Source organism: Burkholderiaceae bacterium DAT-1 (assembly GCA_019084025.1).
In the GTDB taxonomy this organism is placed as follows: Bacteria; Pseudomonadota; Gammaproteobacteria; order Burkholderiales; family Chitinimonadaceae; genus DAT-1.
This window is the reverse complement of sequence record JAHRBI010000001.1, coordinates 316,805-334,447: the sequence shown is the minus strand read 5'-3', so window position 1 is coordinate 334,447 and position 17,643 is coordinate 316,805. Positions and strand designations below refer to the sequence as shown.

Here is a 17,643-nt window from a genome sequence, read left to right as displayed (position 1 = left end):
CTATCCGGGTTATCCGGATGCTTCAGGAGGTGTTTAAATGAGTGCAACCATGTCTCCGCCAGTTCTGGCCGGTGGCGACAGTCTCGACCAGTATATTCAGCAGGTGAATGCCATTCCCATGCTGACACCGGAAGAGGAAACGGCCCTTGCCGAAAGGCTGCACCATCATGATGATCTGGAGGCTGCCGGCCGTCTGGTGATGTCTCACCTGCGCGTGGTGGTCTCGATCGCCCGTGGCTATACAGGCTATGGCTTGCCGCAGGCTGACCTCATTCAGGAAGGTAATATCGGCCTGATGAAGGCGGTCAAGCGCTTCGAGCCCAGCCGTGGCGTTCGCCTGTTCTCCTTTGCCGTGCACTGGATTCGTGCCGAAATCCACGAATACATCATCCGCAACTGGCGTCTGGTACGTGTCGCCACCACCAAGGCTCAACGCAAGCTGTTCTTTAATCTCCGCTCCATGAAAAGCGGCTTTTCTACGCTCACCCAAACTGAAGCGCAGCGTATTGCTGACGAGTTGGGCGTGAAGCGCGAAGAAGTGCTGGAAATGGAAATGCGCCTCTCCGGCCAAGAGGTATCCTTGGTCGCAGAGGAAGGCGATGAAGAGGGCTTTGCCCCCATCGACTGGCTTGCAGATGAGCAGAGCGAACCGGTAGCGGTGCTTGAGCGTCGCGCGCAGGACTATATGCAGAGCGAAGGTCTGGAACAGGCGCTGGACGCGCTTGATCCGCGTAGCCGCCGCATTGTTGAAGCGCGCTGGTTGCAAGATGACAGTGGTGCCACCTTGCATGATCTGGCTGCCGAATTTGGCGTGTCTGCCGAGCGGATTCGCCAGATTGAAGCGAAAGCCCTGCAAAAGATGAAGGGTGCGCTGATCCCGGCCTAATGGTAGCCGGTATCGAGTTGGGTGCTGTCATCCATTTAAAAGCTGCATCAGCTCATGTGGGCGATGCAGCTTTTTACATGCGATATCCGAAAAATCACCATATCCCCATGTCGCTGCGACAAATTCCAGCTGATTGGCCTGCGCCGCTTTCATGTCACCCAGCGTGTCACCTACATAAAGCGCATCGTGAGCCTGAATGCCTTCAGCTTGCATTAGTGCAGCCAGCATCTCGCCCTTGTTCGCCCAGGCCGGATGAATCTTATCAAGTGCATAAATGCCGGAAAACCAGGGTGTCCAGCCTAGATAGTCCAGAATCGCCTGAGTAGGTGCGAGGCGTTTATTGGTGGCAATGTAGAGCCTGGTTTGCCGGGAAAGCGCCGATAGAGATTCGGCCACATCGGGAAACACCACCGTATGCTTGAAGCCTTCGGTGTCGTACCAGGATTTGAATGCGCTCGCCAGCGATTCAAGCACATCCGGCTCTGTGCGACCTGTTAAGGTGGCCAGCGTGTCCTTGAGTGGCGGGCCGATGACATCGTGTGTCAGCGGGCGGATGGGCTCTACCCCGCATGACTGCATGGCCATCGCAAAGCCTTGCAGAATGGTGGGGGATGAATCGATGAGGGTGCCGTCGAGGTCGAGGAGGAGGGTCATGCGAAGTCCAAAAAATGGTTTATTCAACATTCAAGCCGAGCGTGGTGCATATTAGATCGTTGGGCTCTGATTTAAATGCATACATGATGATTTCGAGATTTTCTGCATAGCCGTAAACATGCGAGAACCCAGCTAAAATCAGTGCATTGGCTAATGATTGTTGTGTAAAGCCCGTTTTGTGTGCAAAGAATGGCTGCCCACTACTTTCAATTTGCTTGCCAAATCCATAGATAACATCGAGCACCGAAATGGGGCCTGCAGGAGAAATATATAGGGTGTCCTCAATATCCAGATCTCGTTCGATGGCTTGACGCATGACTTCCCGCATATCCGGTACACGGATTTCAATATGACCATCCTCCTTCGTTACGTGGTGAAATCCAAGTAGCACTTCCTTTACTTCATGCCGGTAGTAGTGTTCAAGATTATGAGAACAATAAATTGCATCAAATTGTGCTGGATTCAGTTTTCCAAGCTCACGCGCATCGCACAAGATGTCTGGAGAACCCATGGGATCGATATCAAGCAGAAGATGTGCATATTCCGAATAATAATTTGGGATAGGGATTTCCTTTGAATTCCCGCCAACATTTAAAACTGTTTTCATGTGAAGGTTCCTTTGAGTTGTCCAGATTAATTTTTCTGGATTGTATAGCCAGTGAATAGACCTGAGAATCCAGGAGTGCTATGTATCCGTATTTCAAAATTTCGGCATGATTTTTGTAGGTCGAAGTTTAAAATTATCTTTCCATCTGCAGGAGCAGGATCATCAGTGGAAGTGGCTGCATGTGTAACGAAGCCTTTTTCACTGCATGCATCAATATATGGATATCCTTGAATTGATTCGGGCTGGAAATGAATCGTTACGGTATATCTGCCGTCTTCTAGGGCTATATAGGGGCCGTATACTTGACAGCCTATGTCGGCATTGATAATGCTAATACCACTACCATCGCGTAAATGGGGGTGGCAGTAAATTGCTGGATCGCTGAACTGCCAAGCTAGAGTTGTTTCCCCAAAAATCCGTTTTGAGTGCCATAGTTCTGGGTACGAGTTACTTCCTTCAATGCCAAGACATTGCACTGTTTTTGGCTTATTCCTTAGGCCGATCAATCTCCCGCAGGCATCAACAAAGCCTATGTTTATTTCATGGCAATCCGCAGTTAATTTTCGAACCTCGCCACAGGCGAGCGCATTAGGATCGTTTGCAATGGCGAATGCCCGTCCAAATAGGGCAGGGCCGGTGGTGTGAAGGCTATTTGGGCCATAAAACCGTTTCCTGATATTGTCCAGTACCAGGTCAATCGCGATTCTTAATTCGTTACAACCGGCATTTGCGAAGAAAATACCATTGGATACTGCCCATGGCGTATTGCTTGAATGTGTTAAGTCTCTAAATAGGTAGAATTTTTTATCGATGGGGATGATGAGTCGATTTAGTAGGCGAATTCCAACATCAATATAAAGGCCGCCATAGATGTAGAGAAGGCAGTATCTCGCTAGATCAGCTTTGTAGGCGTATGGCGCGAGCAGATTGAATGCATCCAGGACTTCTGCCTCAAAATGCTGCTCTAGGAAAGCCAAAATATCATTGGTATCTAGAAGTACATGATTGGCGTCAGGGTAATGAAGCTTAACCGAGTTGAAATTCTCGGTGATTTCTTGTGGGTAACTTTGGGGTGTGCTTTTGTTGTCAATGATTGTGATCTGAAAAATATTTAGCATAATAAATTATGGCAAACTCAAGGTTGCTTTCCCGGATGACGAGCTGATCTCATCTGAAATTGATGGATTATATAAACGAGAACAGCCTGTCCCAGGATACTCATATGCTATGACTATGATTATAACGCTTCGGGCGGGAGAGAGAAGCCGAAGCTCTCCAGCTGCTTCAGGCGGATTTCACGCAGATGTGCAGCCTGAACCGGCCATCGAGCGTAGATGGACATCCAGTCAACTGCACGCGCAAGGGCATTTCCACTATTCCGTCCAACTTCCTCTTCGTCAATATGCACGTAGGGGCCAAAAATCGGCAGGTGCACAAATGGGCGCTTTCTGTGTAATTGAATCAGGAAGTCCCAGTCCTCCAGGCATCTGAGCTGCGGGTCAAAACGGGCCCACGCAGCTGCTTCAGCCGGTAAGACAATGCAGTTTGAAGGAATAAAGTTATCGTATTCAATGCGTTCCGCCTGAATGCCAACGTGATCCGCAATTTGAACCGATTTGACCGGGATGGATGGCTCGGATCTGCATTCCTGAATGACATGGCAATTCACATAGAAAATTGCATGTTGCGTTAGTTCGGGTCGTTGAATGAGGTGTGCCAGAAAATCGGGATGCCAAGTATCATCGTCATCAAGAAACAGTACAAATCGCCCCTGTGCAAGCTGCATCCCAAGATTGCGCGAGGCTGCAGGACCCGGAATGCCGGGCATGCGCAGGAATTTGTCCTGCTCACGCAGGTACTGGCCTGCCACATGATGTGTTGCCGCCGATCCCTCATCACTCACCAGAATGATCTCGAAATGCTGGAAAGTTTGCGCGAGGATGGATTGAAGCGCGCGTTGAAGGAGCGTGCTGCGATGATGGGTCGTGACAATAACAGTGAAGTCTGGCTGCATGGTGCTTGAGCCCTTTTGGAAGTGTAAGGCTTCCGGCTGATGGGGGTGTGGTACGATTGTATCAAAGGCGCGACGCAGTGCGGGCTGCCACGTTTCAAAGCGGCCTCGACGGACGAGTTTGAGGGTTGGATAAAGGCGGCTATTTGCCTCCGATGTGCCCCAGCGTGTGTCGGGTTTACGCCCCAGAAGCACAACGGCCGGTATGCCAAGTGCCCCCGCCAGATGCGCGGGTGCCGAATCCACTGTCAGAAAACCATCCAGCAGAGACAACAGCGCAGCGGTATCCGAGAAATCGTGAATATGCTGGGCAACAACGTGTACATTGTCAGGTAAGCATGCAACGCCGGGCTGCTGAAGAGCGATAAAGGTGTATTGTGGATAGTCCCGAATGGCCTCAAGCAAAGCGGTTGTCGGCACTGAGCGCTCGTGGTCATTGCGATGTTGCGGATTGCCCGACCAGTTCAATCCAATCAGGGGCCGACCAAGCGATTTGTGCGCTTGCAGGATGCTGTACCATGTGTCTAGCTTTGACTGGTTTGCATGCAGATAATGTCTGAAGCCCACGTCTTGCGGTGAATGATATTCAAGACTGCCCGCATGCACCCATGCATCATATTCGTACCAATTTCCCGGTTGGTCATGCCTCACCCGTTCGAAAATGTCCGAATCCTTCAGCAGGGGTAGCAGTGGCTGACGTGCCATCCAGGTTAGTTTCAGCCCTGCCTGCTTCAACTTGGCTGCGTGGCGGGCATACTGAATCATGTCCCCCATGCCCTGCTCTTCGATGATGAGCAGCCTTAAACCCGACTGTAGCGATCCGTCCCACAGAGGCAAGTCGGGCGGGGGAGTGTGGGATGCGTTCCAATATTCGGAACCTAATGATTTACGCCACTCAAGATGCGCGAGTGCATGCGCAGGCTGATTTGTCCCGAGCAGCGCCTGGCCTGTGTTGAATTGAAGAATGGGTTGATCGGGTATGCGCGCAAGCACATTCAGGCCATATTGCGATGCCCATTTCAATTTTCCGGTAGCTGTCAAAATCGACACAATGCCCGAGTGAGCGCGGCCATCATCGGACAATTGAAGGGCTGTGCGATAGGCGCGAAGCGCACCAGCATACTGTTCCGACTCCTCCAGAATCGCACCCAGATTGATCCAGATATTAGCGTTGCCCGGATTGATTTCCAGTGCCCGCAATGTCTGTTGTTCGGCACGATCCAGTAGCCCGAGTGCCTTGTAACTTGTACCCAGATTCATTCGTGCAATACTGGTTTCGTTTAAGGCAACAGCCAGCTTTAGCCAGAAAACCGCTGAAAGGTGATCACCCTGCAGCACATGGGCAGTGCCTCCAAGTTGCAATGCTTGGGGGTGCATGGGATGTTGTTGCAGGATATCGCGGCAAAGTGTCAGTGCAGTGTTAGCATCACCTTCTTTTAATGCGTCGGTCGCCTCGTTTAACCAAGCTTCAGTATGCATACCTTAATCCCGGGCCAGGATGATGTCTGACACGCCGAGCCGTTCAAGCTCCGGTGCGTCGACTTCTTTTAGCGTGCCATCGGTTGCGATGAGCAAGGGTGAAAAGCCCTGTTCTGCCGCAAATTGGAGGAGTTTCGCGACAGAATGACCTGCCGACTCGAGTGCTCCCTTGTTGATTTCGGTGACGATATTGATTTGCGGATTGGCCTGCAGTAGCTTTCGTGCCCCTTTCAGAATGGCTAATTCAGCGCCTTCTGCATCCATCTTGATCAGGTCGATGCGTTGCCCGTCAAAGCGCTCATCCAATGATATGGCTGACACCTCAATGGTTGAATACGGCTCGGAGCATGTCGGCTGGTTGATGGATGAGCCACCCTGTTCGCGCTCATAGCAGTGGAAGGTAAGTGTGCCCGAGTGTGAGTAAACCGCGCGCTGCTCAGCCAAAATACGGGAACTGAACCCGTTAATGGCGATGCTTTTTTGAAGCAAATCAAATGTACGGGGATTGGCTTCAAATGAGTATACCTTCCCCTGCTCACCTGTCAGCGAAGCCATGATCAGACTGTAATAGCCTACATTCGCCCCGATATCGATAATGGTGCTACCGGGTAAAACCATTTTCTGAATCATATTGGTGATCCAGGGTTCCCAGTATCCATCGAGTATCAGATGTGGGGCCAAGCTAATATCATCTCCTGACACGTATAGCTTATGTCCGTATACCGTTCGAGTCAGTACAGTATTGTTACCCACGTAAACAGATTGTCGTTCCATCGAATGCTTTCGTGCGACTCACTGCCGCTTTAGTCCTGCGCAATAAATTCGAAAAAGGCTTTTTCAAGATTCATGGAGGGGCGAACCTCCTGAATTACATGACCTGCCAGCTGGGCGCGATTTAACAGTGGCCATAGTTCGGATTGCGACGCTTCACCCGACCAGCGATTGCCTGTGTCAGCAGCCAGCCCTTCGACTGCCAAGTCACCTCGTGTCCGTACCAAAAACGATTGTTCACGTGCAAGCAATTCATCCGGTGACTGGACCGTGCGGATTTTCCCCTTGTGAATCAAGCCAAAACGGTCGGCCATGCGTTCGACATCATGCAGCACATGCGACGAGAAAAAGATGGTGCCACCACCACGGCGGTATTCGACCAGGATATCCACGACATCCTTGCGACCTACGGGGTCAAGGCCGGATAAGGGTTCGTCGAGAATCAGCAGGCGAGGCTCAATCGCCAATGCGTGGGCCAGTGCAGTGCGCTGCGCCATGCCCTTGGAAAAGCCACGCAGCCGTGCACGTGCAACGCGAGCGAGATCGAAGCGTTCCAGCCACTGCATGCAGTGTTGTTGCAGCTGATCCTTTTTAACGTGATGCAGCTTGCAACCCGCTTCCAGAATTTCCAGCGGCGAGAGATGGTCATACAGATAGGGGCTCTCCGGTACATAGGCGACCTGATGCCGTGATGCAGCCTCACGCGAATCAACGCCATGAATGAGTGCCTGACCCGCATCTGCTTTCAACGCATCAACAATGATTTTGATGGTCGTACTTTTGCCTGCACCATTGGGGCCAACAAAACCGAACGCTTCGCCTTCATGGATTTGCAAGCTGACATCATCCAGCGCATTGACCTTCGGGCGCCCAATTGGGCGATAGGTTTTCTTCAGATTGATCAGTTCAATTGCGTGACTCATTTGACTTTGATCTCACGGGCATTCGGGTAATTAAGCGTGACGTGTCCGTCGGCATGCAGCGTGTAGCCAAAGCCGAAGGGATCTTCCGGTAAAGAGGGCAGTTCAGGGGTGCCTGCCAATAATTCGAGCCTGGCAGGCGGCTGTCCGTGATGACGCTGGTACGCGGCAGATGCATTCTGCAAGGCGATCAGACCTTTAATGCGCATGGCCCGTTGCTCAAGATGCTGCTTGAGCGCCTGGTCACGCGTGCTGTCGATCAGGGTATTAATGGCAAGCAGAGCAATTCTGGGGTCTTCAACCTTTTCATAGAACTTGCTTGCCATCGCCAGCATCGCTTGCCGCGTGCCACCATCGGTATGCGCGGCCGCAGCCTCGAACGAGCGGCCTGCAGCCTGGAAGTCCTTCAGGAAGTAGAAATTGTTGAACCCCATAAAGAAGCCGGGCAGGAAATCCTGCTGTCTGGCTTCATGCACCTGCTGCAGGATTGATTGTGTTTCAGGCACCATGCCATTCCACGGCAATATTGCCTGCGTCAGATAGTAATTATCTTCATTCATGGCATTGAGGCGGGTCGAACTTGCCTGAATATCGGCCAGCACACGCACATCATCCGGCCCGATTTCTGTGACGTTGACGAACACTGATCGCAAGCTGCCCAGATTGGCTGCGAGATAGCGATCGCCAGCGGAGTAGGCCAGCTGAACAAGATCCGGTGTGCGGACATTGAGTGCGTTGTCTGGCTTGGTCTGTGGATAGGTATTCAGCCGGCCAGTCAAGTGTACAAGCAGGCCAAACGCAAGCAGAAAGCCTGCGGGGCCGACAAGTTTAGTTATCCGCATTACACCAGCTCCCTGCGGGCAAAGATAAATGCAGCGATAAAGATGAAAACGACCGCATAGGCAACAGCCTGTGCGCTACCCAATAACATGATGCTTGTATCCGGCCAGGTGCCATAGCTGACGATCTGGCGCCAGTCCAGCCGTCCCAGATCAGGCAGCACCCAGCTCATGGCTTTAATGACGGGTGCCATCTTGGGTCCGAGCTGGTCGGGCGAGAAATTGCCCGTTTGCAAATAAGCCAGTGCTGCGCCGAGCCCACGCGCCGAGAATGCAAAGATGATCCCGGTGAAGAATGGCAGGAAGGGCGTTTCGGATAGCGTGGAGATCAGGATGCCACAGGCAATGATGACGAGCATATCCAGATACAGGCCTGCGAATGGCAGGAGGTAATCATGGCCAAGATGCAGCGGGAAGGCTTGCTGATAATCGGGCAGGATCTGTTTGACCGTAAATAGCAGCAAGATGGCCAGCACGCTGATGGTGATCCAGCACAGCAAGGTGATCGCGATCAGTCGCCCGACCAGGAACTTCCAGCGCGCGACTGGATAAGCCAATGCAAAAATAGCGGTCTTGCGTTCCAGATCTTTGGCGAATAGTTCCTGCACCCAGAAGAGGCCGAGGAGAACCATCACGATTCGGATGAGTGAAAAGCCCACGTCAAATCCGACTGTTTGCGGCGCACGCGTAGCAAAATTACCACTTACCCAGGCGATGCCAATCAATGCGACTCCGACAAACAGGATCAGGCGGGCGACATGGCTGCGCCAGCCGGACTTTAACCCCATTAAAGCAAATTGCCACATGCTTAATCAGTCCTATTTCGATCTGAAAATTATTCCGGTAACCAGGCTGACAGAATGGATTGTAAGGCCTCGCCGCGCAGCATCCAGTGCTGGCTGATGGTTTCCCTTAGCGCTTCACCCGAGCGCTTCAGTTGGTCGCGATCAGACAACAAATGTTCCATCGCATCAATCCACTCGCTGGCGGTGTATTTTGCCAGTGTCACCGGCAATCCGCTTTCGCGATAGGGGCGCACGTCCGAGCAAATCATGGGATAGCCGCATACGCCGAGTTCCAACTGGCGTAAGTTGGATTTCGATTGATTGAAACGATTATCTAATAGCGGCGCAAGTGCAAGATCAAGATCAAGCGATGCGAGCAAGCTTGGGTAGTGATGGAAATTGGTGAATGGGTAGAACTCACAAGCAAGTTTGCTCTGTTTTGGCGTTGCACCGCCAAGTAAAACCCAATCGATACTTTCGCCAAAGTGCTTCATCAGTGCATTAAGAATTTTTAGGTCACCATCATGTGAACCCGCTCCTGCCCACCCCACTCGGGGCTTATCATTCTTGCGAGGCAAATATGCTCGAGGCAAGTCAAGCCATGAAAGGGGCAGATAATTGGGGGCGATGACGATATTGTCATGATGCTCTGCTAGAATTTCAGCAAGCGCTGATGTACTGACGACCAAACGGTCACAGGATTGCATCGTGTAACGCATTCTCTGTTTGAAGTCCCTGTCATGCTTTAGGCTTCTCGCAGCACAGTTATAGCTTGGCAAGCTAAAAGGATCATCGTCAATCTCGAAAATCATAAATGTATTTCCGTAAAAGCGAGTTCTACGGAAAAAGCCACGTGCATGTGGTGTTGGGCGATACTGCAGCAGAATCGAGTCGGGACGAAAAGCTGCAAAGTCTGCAGGAACGAGTTCATCGTGACTAATGATGGAAGTCGCCAAGCCCTGATCGTCCAGTGCCGTCGCGGGCTGGATGACCCGGTACATGCCTACCCCGGTTGTTCCATTGGGATAGGCTAGAATGGCCGGGATGTTCGGTTTGGCGGATTGTTTCAGTACAAGGGGGCGTGTCTCGATCTGCGTGCCATTCCCTTGCCTTGAAAACGCCAGACCCTGAAATGGATCTTTGTTTAAGGCATCGCGCCAGTGCTTATAGAACCAGCGTTCTTCCTGGGACAGTTTTTCGCCAAAGACCGACTCGTCTGCGCCAATGCTATGGCTACCTGTCCGTTTGAACATGAGTTGCGGCACGAAGCAGGACGGGCGTCCTTGCCGATTCAGCTGTAGACACAGATCCGCAGCCATCAGGCGACCGCTTAGACGAGGATTAAGCCCACCTGTGCTCAGGTATGCGTCCTTAGCAAGCAGCGTAGCGTCTAGTGACAAGGTGCTTGCATATTGAGTGACGGCGAGCCGACCAAAAGCAGCGGCCTGATTGAAGTAATCACCGCCACAGAGTTCGCCGATCAGACCCGATAGTCCAAGAATCCCTGTCGAGCGTGCGACCGCGCCAGATTGATTCAGGATCAGTGGCGCGGCGGCTGGCGCCTGGAAAGTATCCAGCGTAGCGGAAAGCTGTTGGAGCCAGTCTTCATCCGAGACGAGATTGCCCGGGTGACTGACAAAGATGCGTTCCCCTTCTGACATTCGTATCGCCGCATCCAGTGCCTGCGCACTTTGCGGATGATGCTGCGACTCGAATAATCGAATACCCGCATCCGGATGGGCGCGGAGGACATCGAAATAGGCTGCAAGATCCGGTGAAATTCGTCCCGCTTGATAGACAAGCAGAATCTCGCAGGGATCCCAGGATGTGTGCTCAATCAGGTTGTTCAGACAGGCCTGTAATTCGGCCAGATCAACGATCATCGGAATAATGATGGTGATCAAACCATTGAATTGGTTTGGGGTGGAAATGCTGCGCATCCAGTTGAGTTCAGGATGCGGCTTGGCTGCAATCAACGCGCCAAATGTCTCGCTTAGAGCTTGCTGCTCAGCATGCAATTGAATGTGACCCGCCGGATTGTCATCCTTTGACAGCCATAATCCTGTTGTATGGAGCGTCATCCCGCTATGGGCAATAGCGTGTTCACCTTTTTGCCTGACCAAGTACAGCGCGAAGGCATATAACCAGCCAACCTGACGGCAATGCTCAATGCCCCATGCCCGTAAGGCCTCCATCCGAATGAATGCATCTGCGCCGATATAGTTGAAGCCGAGCAGATAGGGGAGATTAAGCGTAGGACTTTTGCTGTGGAACTGGTGCAATTGAGCGTGCCGACCAAAGACCATTTCATCCAGATAAAGCAGATCTTGCGGACACTCTGCCAACACTGGCGTGTCCGATAGCTGTGCATCGGCCTCGCATATCAATATCCAGGTGTCCGAACACTGTATCAGCGTTGAAATCGCTTCGTCATTGAGCGTGCCATCTGCCTGACGCACTACTTTCAGGGGCAGGGTAGGAGATGGGTGCATCATGTATTCCTCAACACAAAACTCAGGTCGTTCATGCGGTTAGCGGGGCGGTCCGGTGCGTGCTCGCTATGCAGATATCGACGGATGACTTCATCCATCCAGTCTGGCGTGGCGGCTTCGAGATAGGCGAGCGCATCCCGTTTGGCGGCTGCAGATTTGTGTGCGTAGAACGCGGCATCTGTCGCCAGTCGCCGTAAATATTCAGCGGCCTGCGCTTCATCGGGTTCGGCCCAGGTGCTGTCTCCTGTCCATTTGCCATATACCGGGTCGTCTTCGGGTACCGGTACTAGCGAGTAATCCACTAGGCAGCTGTTATCCTCAGTAGTGAAGTCCATATGGCCGGACCAGCCAGTACAGATCACAGGACGACCGCACCACATGGATTCAAGGAGGTGCTGGCCGAATCCTTCGGATCGATGCAACGAAATATACGCGGAACAGGACTGCAGCGTAGCGACTGACTCGGCATGCGAGCCGCTGCGGATATCCAGCGTGATATCGCTACGCGTGATGGCTTGCTGTAAAGCAATCATGTCTGCGGTGGGGTGGCCGAACTGATCCATTCCACCGTTCACCTTGATCAATAGTTGGCGATCCGAACTGGGTTCCGGAAACGCCCGTTCCCATGCGCGGATCACTGCTTGTCCATTTTTGCGCGAAGTTCCACTTTTGGCATCAAAGCTGGCCAGTACGCGGAAATGATCGGGGGGCACGGAATTTACCGCTGGCGCATAAAAATACATGGGCAGATTGATGCGGATGACCTTAGGGCGTAACTCTTCGTCGAGCATGTCGTAAATGAAGCTTGATGGGGCAAGTAGCACGTCGTAGGTGGCAAGGTGGCGCCGCAGATAGGGTGGGAGCTTGGGTAGCTCCCAAAAAATCAAACCAACGACAAAGCGATCATGTCGGGATCTTAGAATGATTGTGTTGTGATGAATCGCGTCTAATACCCCCATGACAACCATTGTGATTGGCTGCCACTTTTTTCGGGGATGACTGATCCAATCTTCTAGGTCACCGGCATAGCCTGCTCTAAATCCTGCGGCCGGTAAATCGGTCAAGTTTAATGGGATTCCTGACTCGATTAGTTGTCTAGCGATGGCTCGTGCGGTCACGCCAAGCCCTAACGCGCCACTTAAATAGCCAATTAGGTTCACCCCTACTCCAGAGGCCGCTGGCAAATGTTGGGGCTTGTTCGGATAAAGGCGTTCAGGTGCAGGAAGGTTGGAGTGGAAAATTGGTCGTGGGGTCTGCGATTTCGCGGATTGCAACACAGATAGAAGACGCTCAACATAAGCATCCTGGGTCTGTAGTACTCTTGTGCAGGCCTCCTTCGTCAATGCCTCTCGCAGCGTGCGATTGGACATCATTGTTCGTAGTCCTGCTTGAAGCGACTTTGGCTGGCGAACATTCACTGTGTAGCAGCCGCCTTCGGCTGCAACTTCTGCCATCGCCCCGAAATTTGCCGTTAAGCATGGCTTTCCAAGCCACAAGCTCTCCGTGATTGGCAATCCAAACCCTTCTTCCTCTGATACAAACGAAGTAAAGGCTGCGCGCCGAATAAGTGAAAACATTTGCGCATCATTAGGCTTGTCAATGTACTGTATTTGGGGATGACGATCTACGAGCCGCCTGAACGCGTCAAAATAGGGGGACTTTCGCTTTTTGGGCCACATGCCGCCCATGAATACCAGCTTCCACTCTGGAAAATCTGATGCGATCGCTGCAAATGCTTGTGCCAACTCAAGTGTGCGTTTGCGAGGTTCAATAGAACCCACGCATGTAATAAAGGTGTGTTCGTTGAGTGGCGTGATTTGTCTAGGTATGCCAACAATCCCTGCCATATTGTGCAGTACATGGATGGCTGGTATGGCGTAGGCATTGGTATCGGTTAGGCTACAAAAATGCAGGAAGTCGGATGCAACGAATTCTGAAATTGGCATTACGACGTCAGCAAGCAGCATGGTGGCGAAAAGTGCGCGGGCATCGCATGGCAGTGCGCCAGCTCGGAAGAATTCCGATCGCTTAAGAGGAATTAGGTCGTGCAGTACATAGGCAATGCGCCAGCCATGGTGTCGTGCCTGCTGTACAATCGTCTGCGGCGGATAGTCAGTTATGCTGAGACCTTCAGCTTGGATCAGCCACCTTTCTCCGGTAAAGGAACTAAATGCCGCAAGGTCTGCCGCGTATTGCTGGGTATCCAGTTGAGTCTTGAAGCGAGGCAAACTATCGGGTGCCACTAATACAATGTTTCCCTCGGTGCCCCATGCGGCAAGCAAGGTGGGTATCTTATTAGTTTGAGTACTCTGCGCTAATCGCCTGACAACTCGTTCAAGCCCGGTTGAGTGAGATTTCAGAGGCAGATTACCTGCCCAAACAATGATATACGGCAGCATGATTGCTCTTGGGGGAAACAAAAAACAAAGAGCCGGCAAGCCGGCTCTTTGTGGCGAATAGCCTAGGCTTAGCAACCGCCAGAGGTAGCTACCACATCAGCAGAAGTGGCCGCACCTACGTTGGTAACAGCAGCGCTAACAGGCGTGCCACCTGCCGAGCTCAGACCAAACTTCTTTGCACCAGCAACGTGTGCAGTACAGATGCCCACTGCAGCTGCAGTTTCGTCAATACCGATCAGCACGCCAGGCGAAGTCTTGATGGTAATGGAGGAGGCCAGGAATGTACCTGCGCTCATTACACACTGAGCGCCTTGGGTCTTGCTAGCTGCAGTGGCACAGGTAATGGCTGTAGCGTTAGCGTCGAAGGAAGCAGCTAAAGTGGTGGCACTAGCAGCCAGGGCGAGCAGTTTTGCCTTGTTCATAATGTCTGGCTCCTATTAGTTGTTTGATGCAGTAGCGACTTGAGTGATCGCTGTCTTCAGATCAGCGGTAGCGGCCTTGTCACGGGCATTTTGCTGATAGGAATTAAATTGCGGAATCGCAATTGCAGCCAGAATACCGATAATCGCAACCACGATCATCAGCTCGATCAGGGTAAAGCCCTTTTGCAACTTTTTCATCGAAATGCTCCTGTTGGAGGGTCTGAAAACCAAGTGGTTAAAACCACAGGGAAGAGAAAAATCAAGTTTTGTCAGATGCAGTCATGATGTTCACAACGGCTGTTTTGAGATCCCCCATCGCAGCCTTATCACGCGCATTCCGCTGGTACTGACCAAACTGCGGAATCGCAATGGCAGCCAGTATGCCAATAATTGCCACCACGATCATGAGTTCGATCAAGGTAAAGCCAGACTGCTCGTGTCGCATCACTAACTCCGCTCGGACTGTGTCCGTATCTTTTTGTTCGTGTATAGCAATGCAATCCGTGTGCCAGAATTGTACGGAAATTCTATGACGAGCGCATTTTGTTTCTCTGTGTGGCAAGGAGGGAGTTGATAGTTTTATTTATATCTATATGTTTTTATTGGGAGTTCATGTTAGGAAGTTTAGGTAATAGTCTGTGGGTAACTTCGAGATGTCCGCATGTCTATAAGGTAAAAGTACTGGATATTTTCAGTTTGGACGGCTTGCAGTCCTTTGCGGCTGGGTAGTTGTGTAGGCAGTAGTGAGTGGCTAATTTGGGTCAGGAAGTGACAATTTCCGTCACATCCTCACGTGCTTGGCTCGCAAAAAAGCCTGCTTATGCAAGCAGGCTTGATGTCGCGATATGCATCAACTAGGCGATCGAGAAACCCATCTTCACGCCCACCAGTTCGATGATGTCGCCTTCATGCAGTTCGTGGGCACGAATGCCGATTTCTTCCCCGTTCACGAATGGATGGCGTGGGCCTTCTACGTGGGTCAGGAAGTAACCGGCCGGTCGGCGGGTAATGATGGCGACTTGTGTGCCGGGTTTGCCGATCGAGGTGACGTTTTTGCTCAGTTCCAGTACCCGGCCTGCGTTCGATCCCGACAGGATGGTGATGATGCCGGATCGGCCTGTGGTGGGGCTTTGCGCACTATTTGATTCATCGCTGGTACCCGCCGATGGCTGCGGAGCACCAAGGTTTTCTGCTTCGTAGAGCAGCTGGTATTTGCCAATCTCGATGACATCCTGATGCTTGAGAGCATAGCGTTCGATCAACTCGCCATTCACCAGGGTGCCATTGGTGCTATGTAAGTCCTCGATCAGCGTAACACCTTGATCTTGAACGATGCGCGCATGTTCGCCCGATACGGTCAGGTGGTCGATCTGCAGTTCGTTGGTGGGTTTGCGGCCGATACGGACGCGCGTTTCGCTCAGCGGCAGTTCGCGTATGACTGCGCCGTCGAGGGAGAGAATCAGCTTTGCCATGGGGTGTTTTGCCTTGTTGCCTCTTGCCGGTAATCCTGTCGTGTTGACCCGGATTGTGGGCGAGGCAGCTACAGCCAGCTAAATAACCTCGACCAGAATCCCTTAGTGGCAGAAAAGTCGCGAACGACCTTAATCAGGATGATGGAGACATTATCCCTGCCGCCCGCCTGATTTGCCATTTGAATCAATTCATCAGCTGCTTGTTGCAAATTGCTTGCCAGCAACCCGAGGGTCAGATGAATTCGGGTGTCATCGACCATATCGTTCAGCCCATCTGAACACATCAGGTATAGATCACCGGGCAACACTGCGAAATCATTGAGTTCTGCTTCCATGGCCGGATCTACCCCGACTGCACGTGTCACCAGATTGCGATGTTCGGCCAGCCGTGCCTGTTCCGGCGTAATCATCCCGGCATCCAATTGCTCTTGTAACAGGGAGTGATCACGGGTGATCGCGGTGAATTCTCCGTTGCGTAAACGATACATTCTTGAGTCGCCCGCGTGGGCGATTGCAACCCGGTTGTCGTAGAACACGGCTGACACGAGCGTCGTGCCCATGCCGTGACACTGCGGTTGGCTCTGTGCGGTTTCAAAAATCGCCAAATTGGCGCGATTGATTTCATTCAGCAGCAGGCGATGAATATGAGGTCGTCCAGTGCCCAGTTCACGCACGTGCGCAGGAATGACGCCGAGCGAGGATCGGAGTCCTTCGCTCACCATGGAGACTGCTATATGGCTAGCCACCTCGCCGGCCTGATAGCCGCCCATGCCGTCTGCAAGCAGCGCGATACCGTGGTCGCGATCAATGACGATCGCGTCCTCGTTATGGCTGCGAAGCAGGCCGGTGTCGCTTAGAGCGACCATTTCAAGGGCGTCGGACAACTGGGCTGTCATTGTATGGGTGGCGTCCGGAAAGGCAGAGAAAATCAAGCGCTTAAGCAGAGCTTAGCTGGGACAGCTACGCTTTGCCAATGATCCCGGTGATGTATCAGGTTAATCCGGTGCAAACATGTACAGTCTGCGGAAGTTAGTCCAGGCTTCGGGGTGATATTCTTCGAGGTGACGATGATCTTTGGCCCAGCCAAACTGGGTCAGACAAACCTTGGCAAAGCGCGGTTGCGCGGGTGAAAGTGCAGAAAGGGCAACCATCAGTTCTGCTTCCGTGAGCAGGCGAACATCCAGATTGATCAGGAGTTCGCTCTCCAGAAATGTTTGCAGTGCGGCCAGTGCGAGATCTTCCTGATCGTCATTCAGGAGGGCGATGAGTTCGTCGACCTGTTCGAGTGCGTCAGCCTCTTGCAGGCGCAGATGCAGCCAGGCCACTGTTTTCGGGTCTTTTTCGGCCAGCCAGTGACCGGGACGCAGCCAGCCGAACATATCGATGCATTCGCGCACAAACGCATCATGGTTGGCATTGATTTCGCAGCATACCCACACCATGCCATCTTCAAACATCTCCCAGACAGCGCCGTGACGATGCTCGGTCTGATCGAATCCTAGTTTGGTCAGCGTATTGGCGAAGAAATCCATCGTGTCTTCGCTGCTGGCCGTTTCATTGAGTTCGGCCAGCTTTTCTACAAAGGGGCGCAGACGGAGTTCGATTTCCTTCTCGCTGGCGGGCAGGCCTGAGTCGGGTATTTCAGCGGGTGGCTGCATAGCGGCTACTTCGCGCATGTCGTGCGCCTGCCACAGTGCTGTTTCCAGCGCCTCGCGCAGCACCTTGAAACCTTCGGGGTTGTCATCCGGGCGGCAGGATTTCAGTAGTGTAGCGTAGGTACGGCGGATCGCACGGTCATCAGTGGTCGGGTCGATGCCGAGGGTAATCCAGCAGGCTTTGGGGTCGTGCGTCGGGTGCATGGAGTCAGGTGCGCCGCTGCGTGCGGCGTTCTTGTCGCGTTAAACGG

Annotated in this window: 15 protein-coding genes and 2 pseudogenes; 1 reads left to right on the top strand and 16 read right to left on the bottom strand. The window is 52.4% G+C overall.

Features of this window, described 5'->3' with window-relative positions; genetic code table 11:
* Positions 1 to 37 precede the first annotated feature (37 nt).
* Positions 38 to 886, top strand: coding sequence for an RNA polymerase sigma factor RpoH (gene rpoH / locus KSF73_01555; protein ID MBV1774391.1), 849 nt, complete (start codon positions 38 to 40; stop codon positions 884 to 886).
* Positions 887 to 913: 27 nt separating this feature from the next.
* Here the strand turns inward: rpoH and KSF73_01550 are convergent, their stop codons facing one another.
* The 16 genes and pseudogenes from KSF73_01550 to KSF73_01475 form a co-directional block, all read right to left on the bottom strand.
* Positions 914 to 1,540, bottom strand: coding sequence for an HAD family hydrolase (locus KSF73_01550; protein MBV1774390.1), 627 nt, complete (start codon positions 1,538 to 1,540; stop codon positions 914 to 916).
* 19 nt (positions 1,541 to 1,559) lie between these two features.
* A complete protein-coding gene (locus KSF73_01545; protein ID MBV1774389.1) occupies positions 1,560 to 2,147 on the bottom strand; it encodes a hypothetical protein in 588 nt (195 codons plus the stop codon).
* 26 nt (positions 2,148 to 2,173) lie between these two features.
* Entirely contained in the window at positions 2,174 to 3,265 is a 1,092-nt protein-coding gene (locus KSF73_01540; GenBank protein MBV1774388.1) for a hypothetical protein, read from the bottom strand.
* Between the two features lie 119 nt (positions 3,266 to 3,384).
* Positions 3,385 to 5,637, bottom strand: coding sequence for a glycosyltransferase (locus tag KSF73_01535; GenBank protein MBV1774387.1), 2,253 nt, complete (start codon positions 5,635 to 5,637; stop codon positions 3,385 to 3,387).
* 3 nt (positions 5,638 to 5,640) lie between these two features.
* Positions 5,641 to 6,318: an FkbM family methyltransferase gene (locus tag KSF73_01530; protein ID MBV1774386.1), complete on the bottom strand. Its 678-nt coding sequence runs from the start codon at positions 6,316 to 6,318 to the stop codon at positions 5,641 to 5,643.
* Between the two features lie 122 nt (positions 6,319 to 6,440).
* Complete coding sequence (locus KSF73_01525) at positions 6,441 to 7,331, bottom strand: ABC transporter ATP-binding protein (GenBank protein MBV1774385.1); 891 nt, start codon at positions 7,329 to 7,331, stop codon at positions 6,441 to 6,443.
* The gene (locus KSF73_01520; protein MBV1774384.1) at positions 7,328 to 8,170 is read right to left on the bottom strand and encodes a hypothetical protein; all 843 of its coding nucleotides are present in this window, start codon (positions 8,168 to 8,170) and stop codon (positions 7,328 to 7,330) included. Before KSF73_01520 ends, KSF73_01525 begins: the two co-directional genes overlap by 4 nt.
* Entirely contained in the window at positions 8,170 to 8,973 is an 804-nt protein-coding gene (locus tag KSF73_01515) for a hypothetical protein (protein ID MBV1774383.1), read from the bottom strand. The genes KSF73_01520 and KSF73_01515 overlap by 1 nt, the downstream gene beginning before the upstream one ends.
* A gap of 29 nt (positions 8,974 to 9,002) precedes the next feature.
* Entirely contained in the window at positions 9,003 to 11,447 is a 2,445-nt protein-coding gene (locus KSF73_01510; protein MBV1774382.1) for a hypothetical protein, read from the bottom strand.
* Entirely contained in the window at positions 11,444 to 13,843 is a 2,400-nt protein-coding gene (locus KSF73_01505) for a glycosyltransferase (GenBank protein MBV1774381.1), read from the bottom strand. Before KSF73_01505 ends, KSF73_01510 begins: the two co-directional genes overlap by 4 nt.
* Positions 13,844 to 13,911: 68 nt before the next feature.
* Positions 13,912 to 14,265: a hypothetical protein gene (locus KSF73_01500; GenBank protein MBV1774380.1), complete on the bottom strand. Its 354-nt coding sequence runs from the start codon at positions 14,263 to 14,265 to the stop codon at positions 13,912 to 13,914.
* Positions 14,266 to 14,361: 96 nt separating this feature from the next.
* Positions 14,362 to 14,463: pseudogene (locus tag KSF73_01495) on the bottom strand (prepilin-type N-terminal cleavage/methylation domain-containing protein).
* A gap of 154 nt (positions 14,464 to 14,617) precedes the next feature.
* Positions 14,618 to 14,710, bottom strand: a pseudogene (locus KSF73_01490) (prepilin-type N-terminal cleavage/methylation domain-containing protein).
* Positions 14,711 to 15,119: 409 nt separating this feature from the next.
* Positions 15,120 to 15,737, bottom strand: coding sequence for an FHA domain-containing protein (locus tag KSF73_01485; protein MBV1774379.1), 618 nt, complete (start codon positions 15,735 to 15,737; stop codon positions 15,120 to 15,122).
* Between the two features lie 68 nt (positions 15,738 to 15,805).
* The gene (locus KSF73_01480; protein ID MBV1774378.1) at positions 15,806 to 16,633 is read right to left on the bottom strand and encodes a Stp1/IreP family PP2C-type Ser/Thr phosphatase; all 828 of its coding nucleotides are present in this window, start codon (positions 16,631 to 16,633) and stop codon (positions 15,806 to 15,808) included.
* A 99-nt stretch (positions 16,634 to 16,732) separates the two neighbouring features.
* A complete protein-coding gene (locus tag KSF73_01475) occupies positions 16,733 to 17,596 on the bottom strand; it encodes a hypothetical protein (protein ID MBV1774377.1) in 864 nt (287 codons plus the stop codon).
* Between the last annotated feature and the right edge of the window lie 47 nt (positions 17,597 to 17,643).

Excerpts from the sequence above, each read along its gene's own strand:
- KSF73_01505 (MBV1774381.1), bottom strand. The coding sequence starts at position 13,843 with ATGCTGCCGTATATCATTGTTTGGGCAGGTAATCTGCCTCTGAAATCT.
- KSF73_01520 (MBV1774384.1), bottom strand. The coding sequence starts at position 8,170 with ATGCGGATAACTAAACTTGTCGGCCCCGCAGGCTTTCTGCTTGCGTTT.
- KSF73_01550 (MBV1774390.1), bottom strand. The coding sequence starts at position 1,540 with ATGACCCTCCTCCTCGACCTCGACGGCACCCTCATCGATTCATCCCCC.
- KSF73_01510 (MBV1774382.1), bottom strand. The coding sequence starts at position 11,447 with ATGATGCACCCATCTCCTACCCTGCCCCTGAAAGTAGTGCGTCAGGCA.
- KSF73_01525 (MBV1774385.1), bottom strand. The coding sequence starts at position 7,331 with ATGAGTCACGCAATTGAACTGATCAATCTGAAGAAAACCTATCGCCCA.
- KSF73_01500 (MBV1774380.1), bottom strand. The coding sequence starts at position 14,265 with ATGAACAAGGCAAAACTGCTCGCCCTGGCTGCTAGTGCCACCACTTTA.
- KSF73_01475 (MBV1774377.1), bottom strand. The coding sequence starts at position 17,596 with ATGCACCCGACGCACGACCCCAAAGCCTGCTGGATTACCCTCGGCATC.
- KSF73_01545 (MBV1774389.1), bottom strand. The coding sequence starts at position 2,147 with ATGAAAACAGTTTTAAATGTTGGCGGGAATTCAAAGGAAATCCCTATC.
- KSF73_01540 (MBV1774388.1), bottom strand. The coding sequence starts at position 3,265 with ATGCTAAATATTTTTCAGATCACAATCATTGACAACAAAAGCACACCC.
- KSF73_01535 (MBV1774387.1), bottom strand. The coding sequence starts at position 5,637 with ATGCATACTGAAGCTTGGTTAAACGAGGCGACCGACGCATTAAAAGAA.
- KSF73_01485 (MBV1774379.1), bottom strand. The coding sequence starts at position 15,737 with ATGGCAAAGCTGATTCTCTCCCTCGACGGCGCAGTCATACGCGAACTG.
- KSF73_01515 (MBV1774383.1), bottom strand. The coding sequence starts at position 8,973 with ATGTGGCAATTTGCTTTAATGGGGTTAAAGTCCGGCTGGCGCAGCCAT.
- rpoH (MBV1774391.1), top strand. The coding sequence starts at position 38 with ATGAGTGCAACCATGTCTCCGCCAGTTCTGGCCGGTGGCGACAGTCTC.
- KSF73_01480 (MBV1774378.1), bottom strand. The coding sequence starts at position 16,633 with ATGACAGCCCAGTTGTCCGACGCCCTTGAAATGGTCGCTCTAAGCGAC.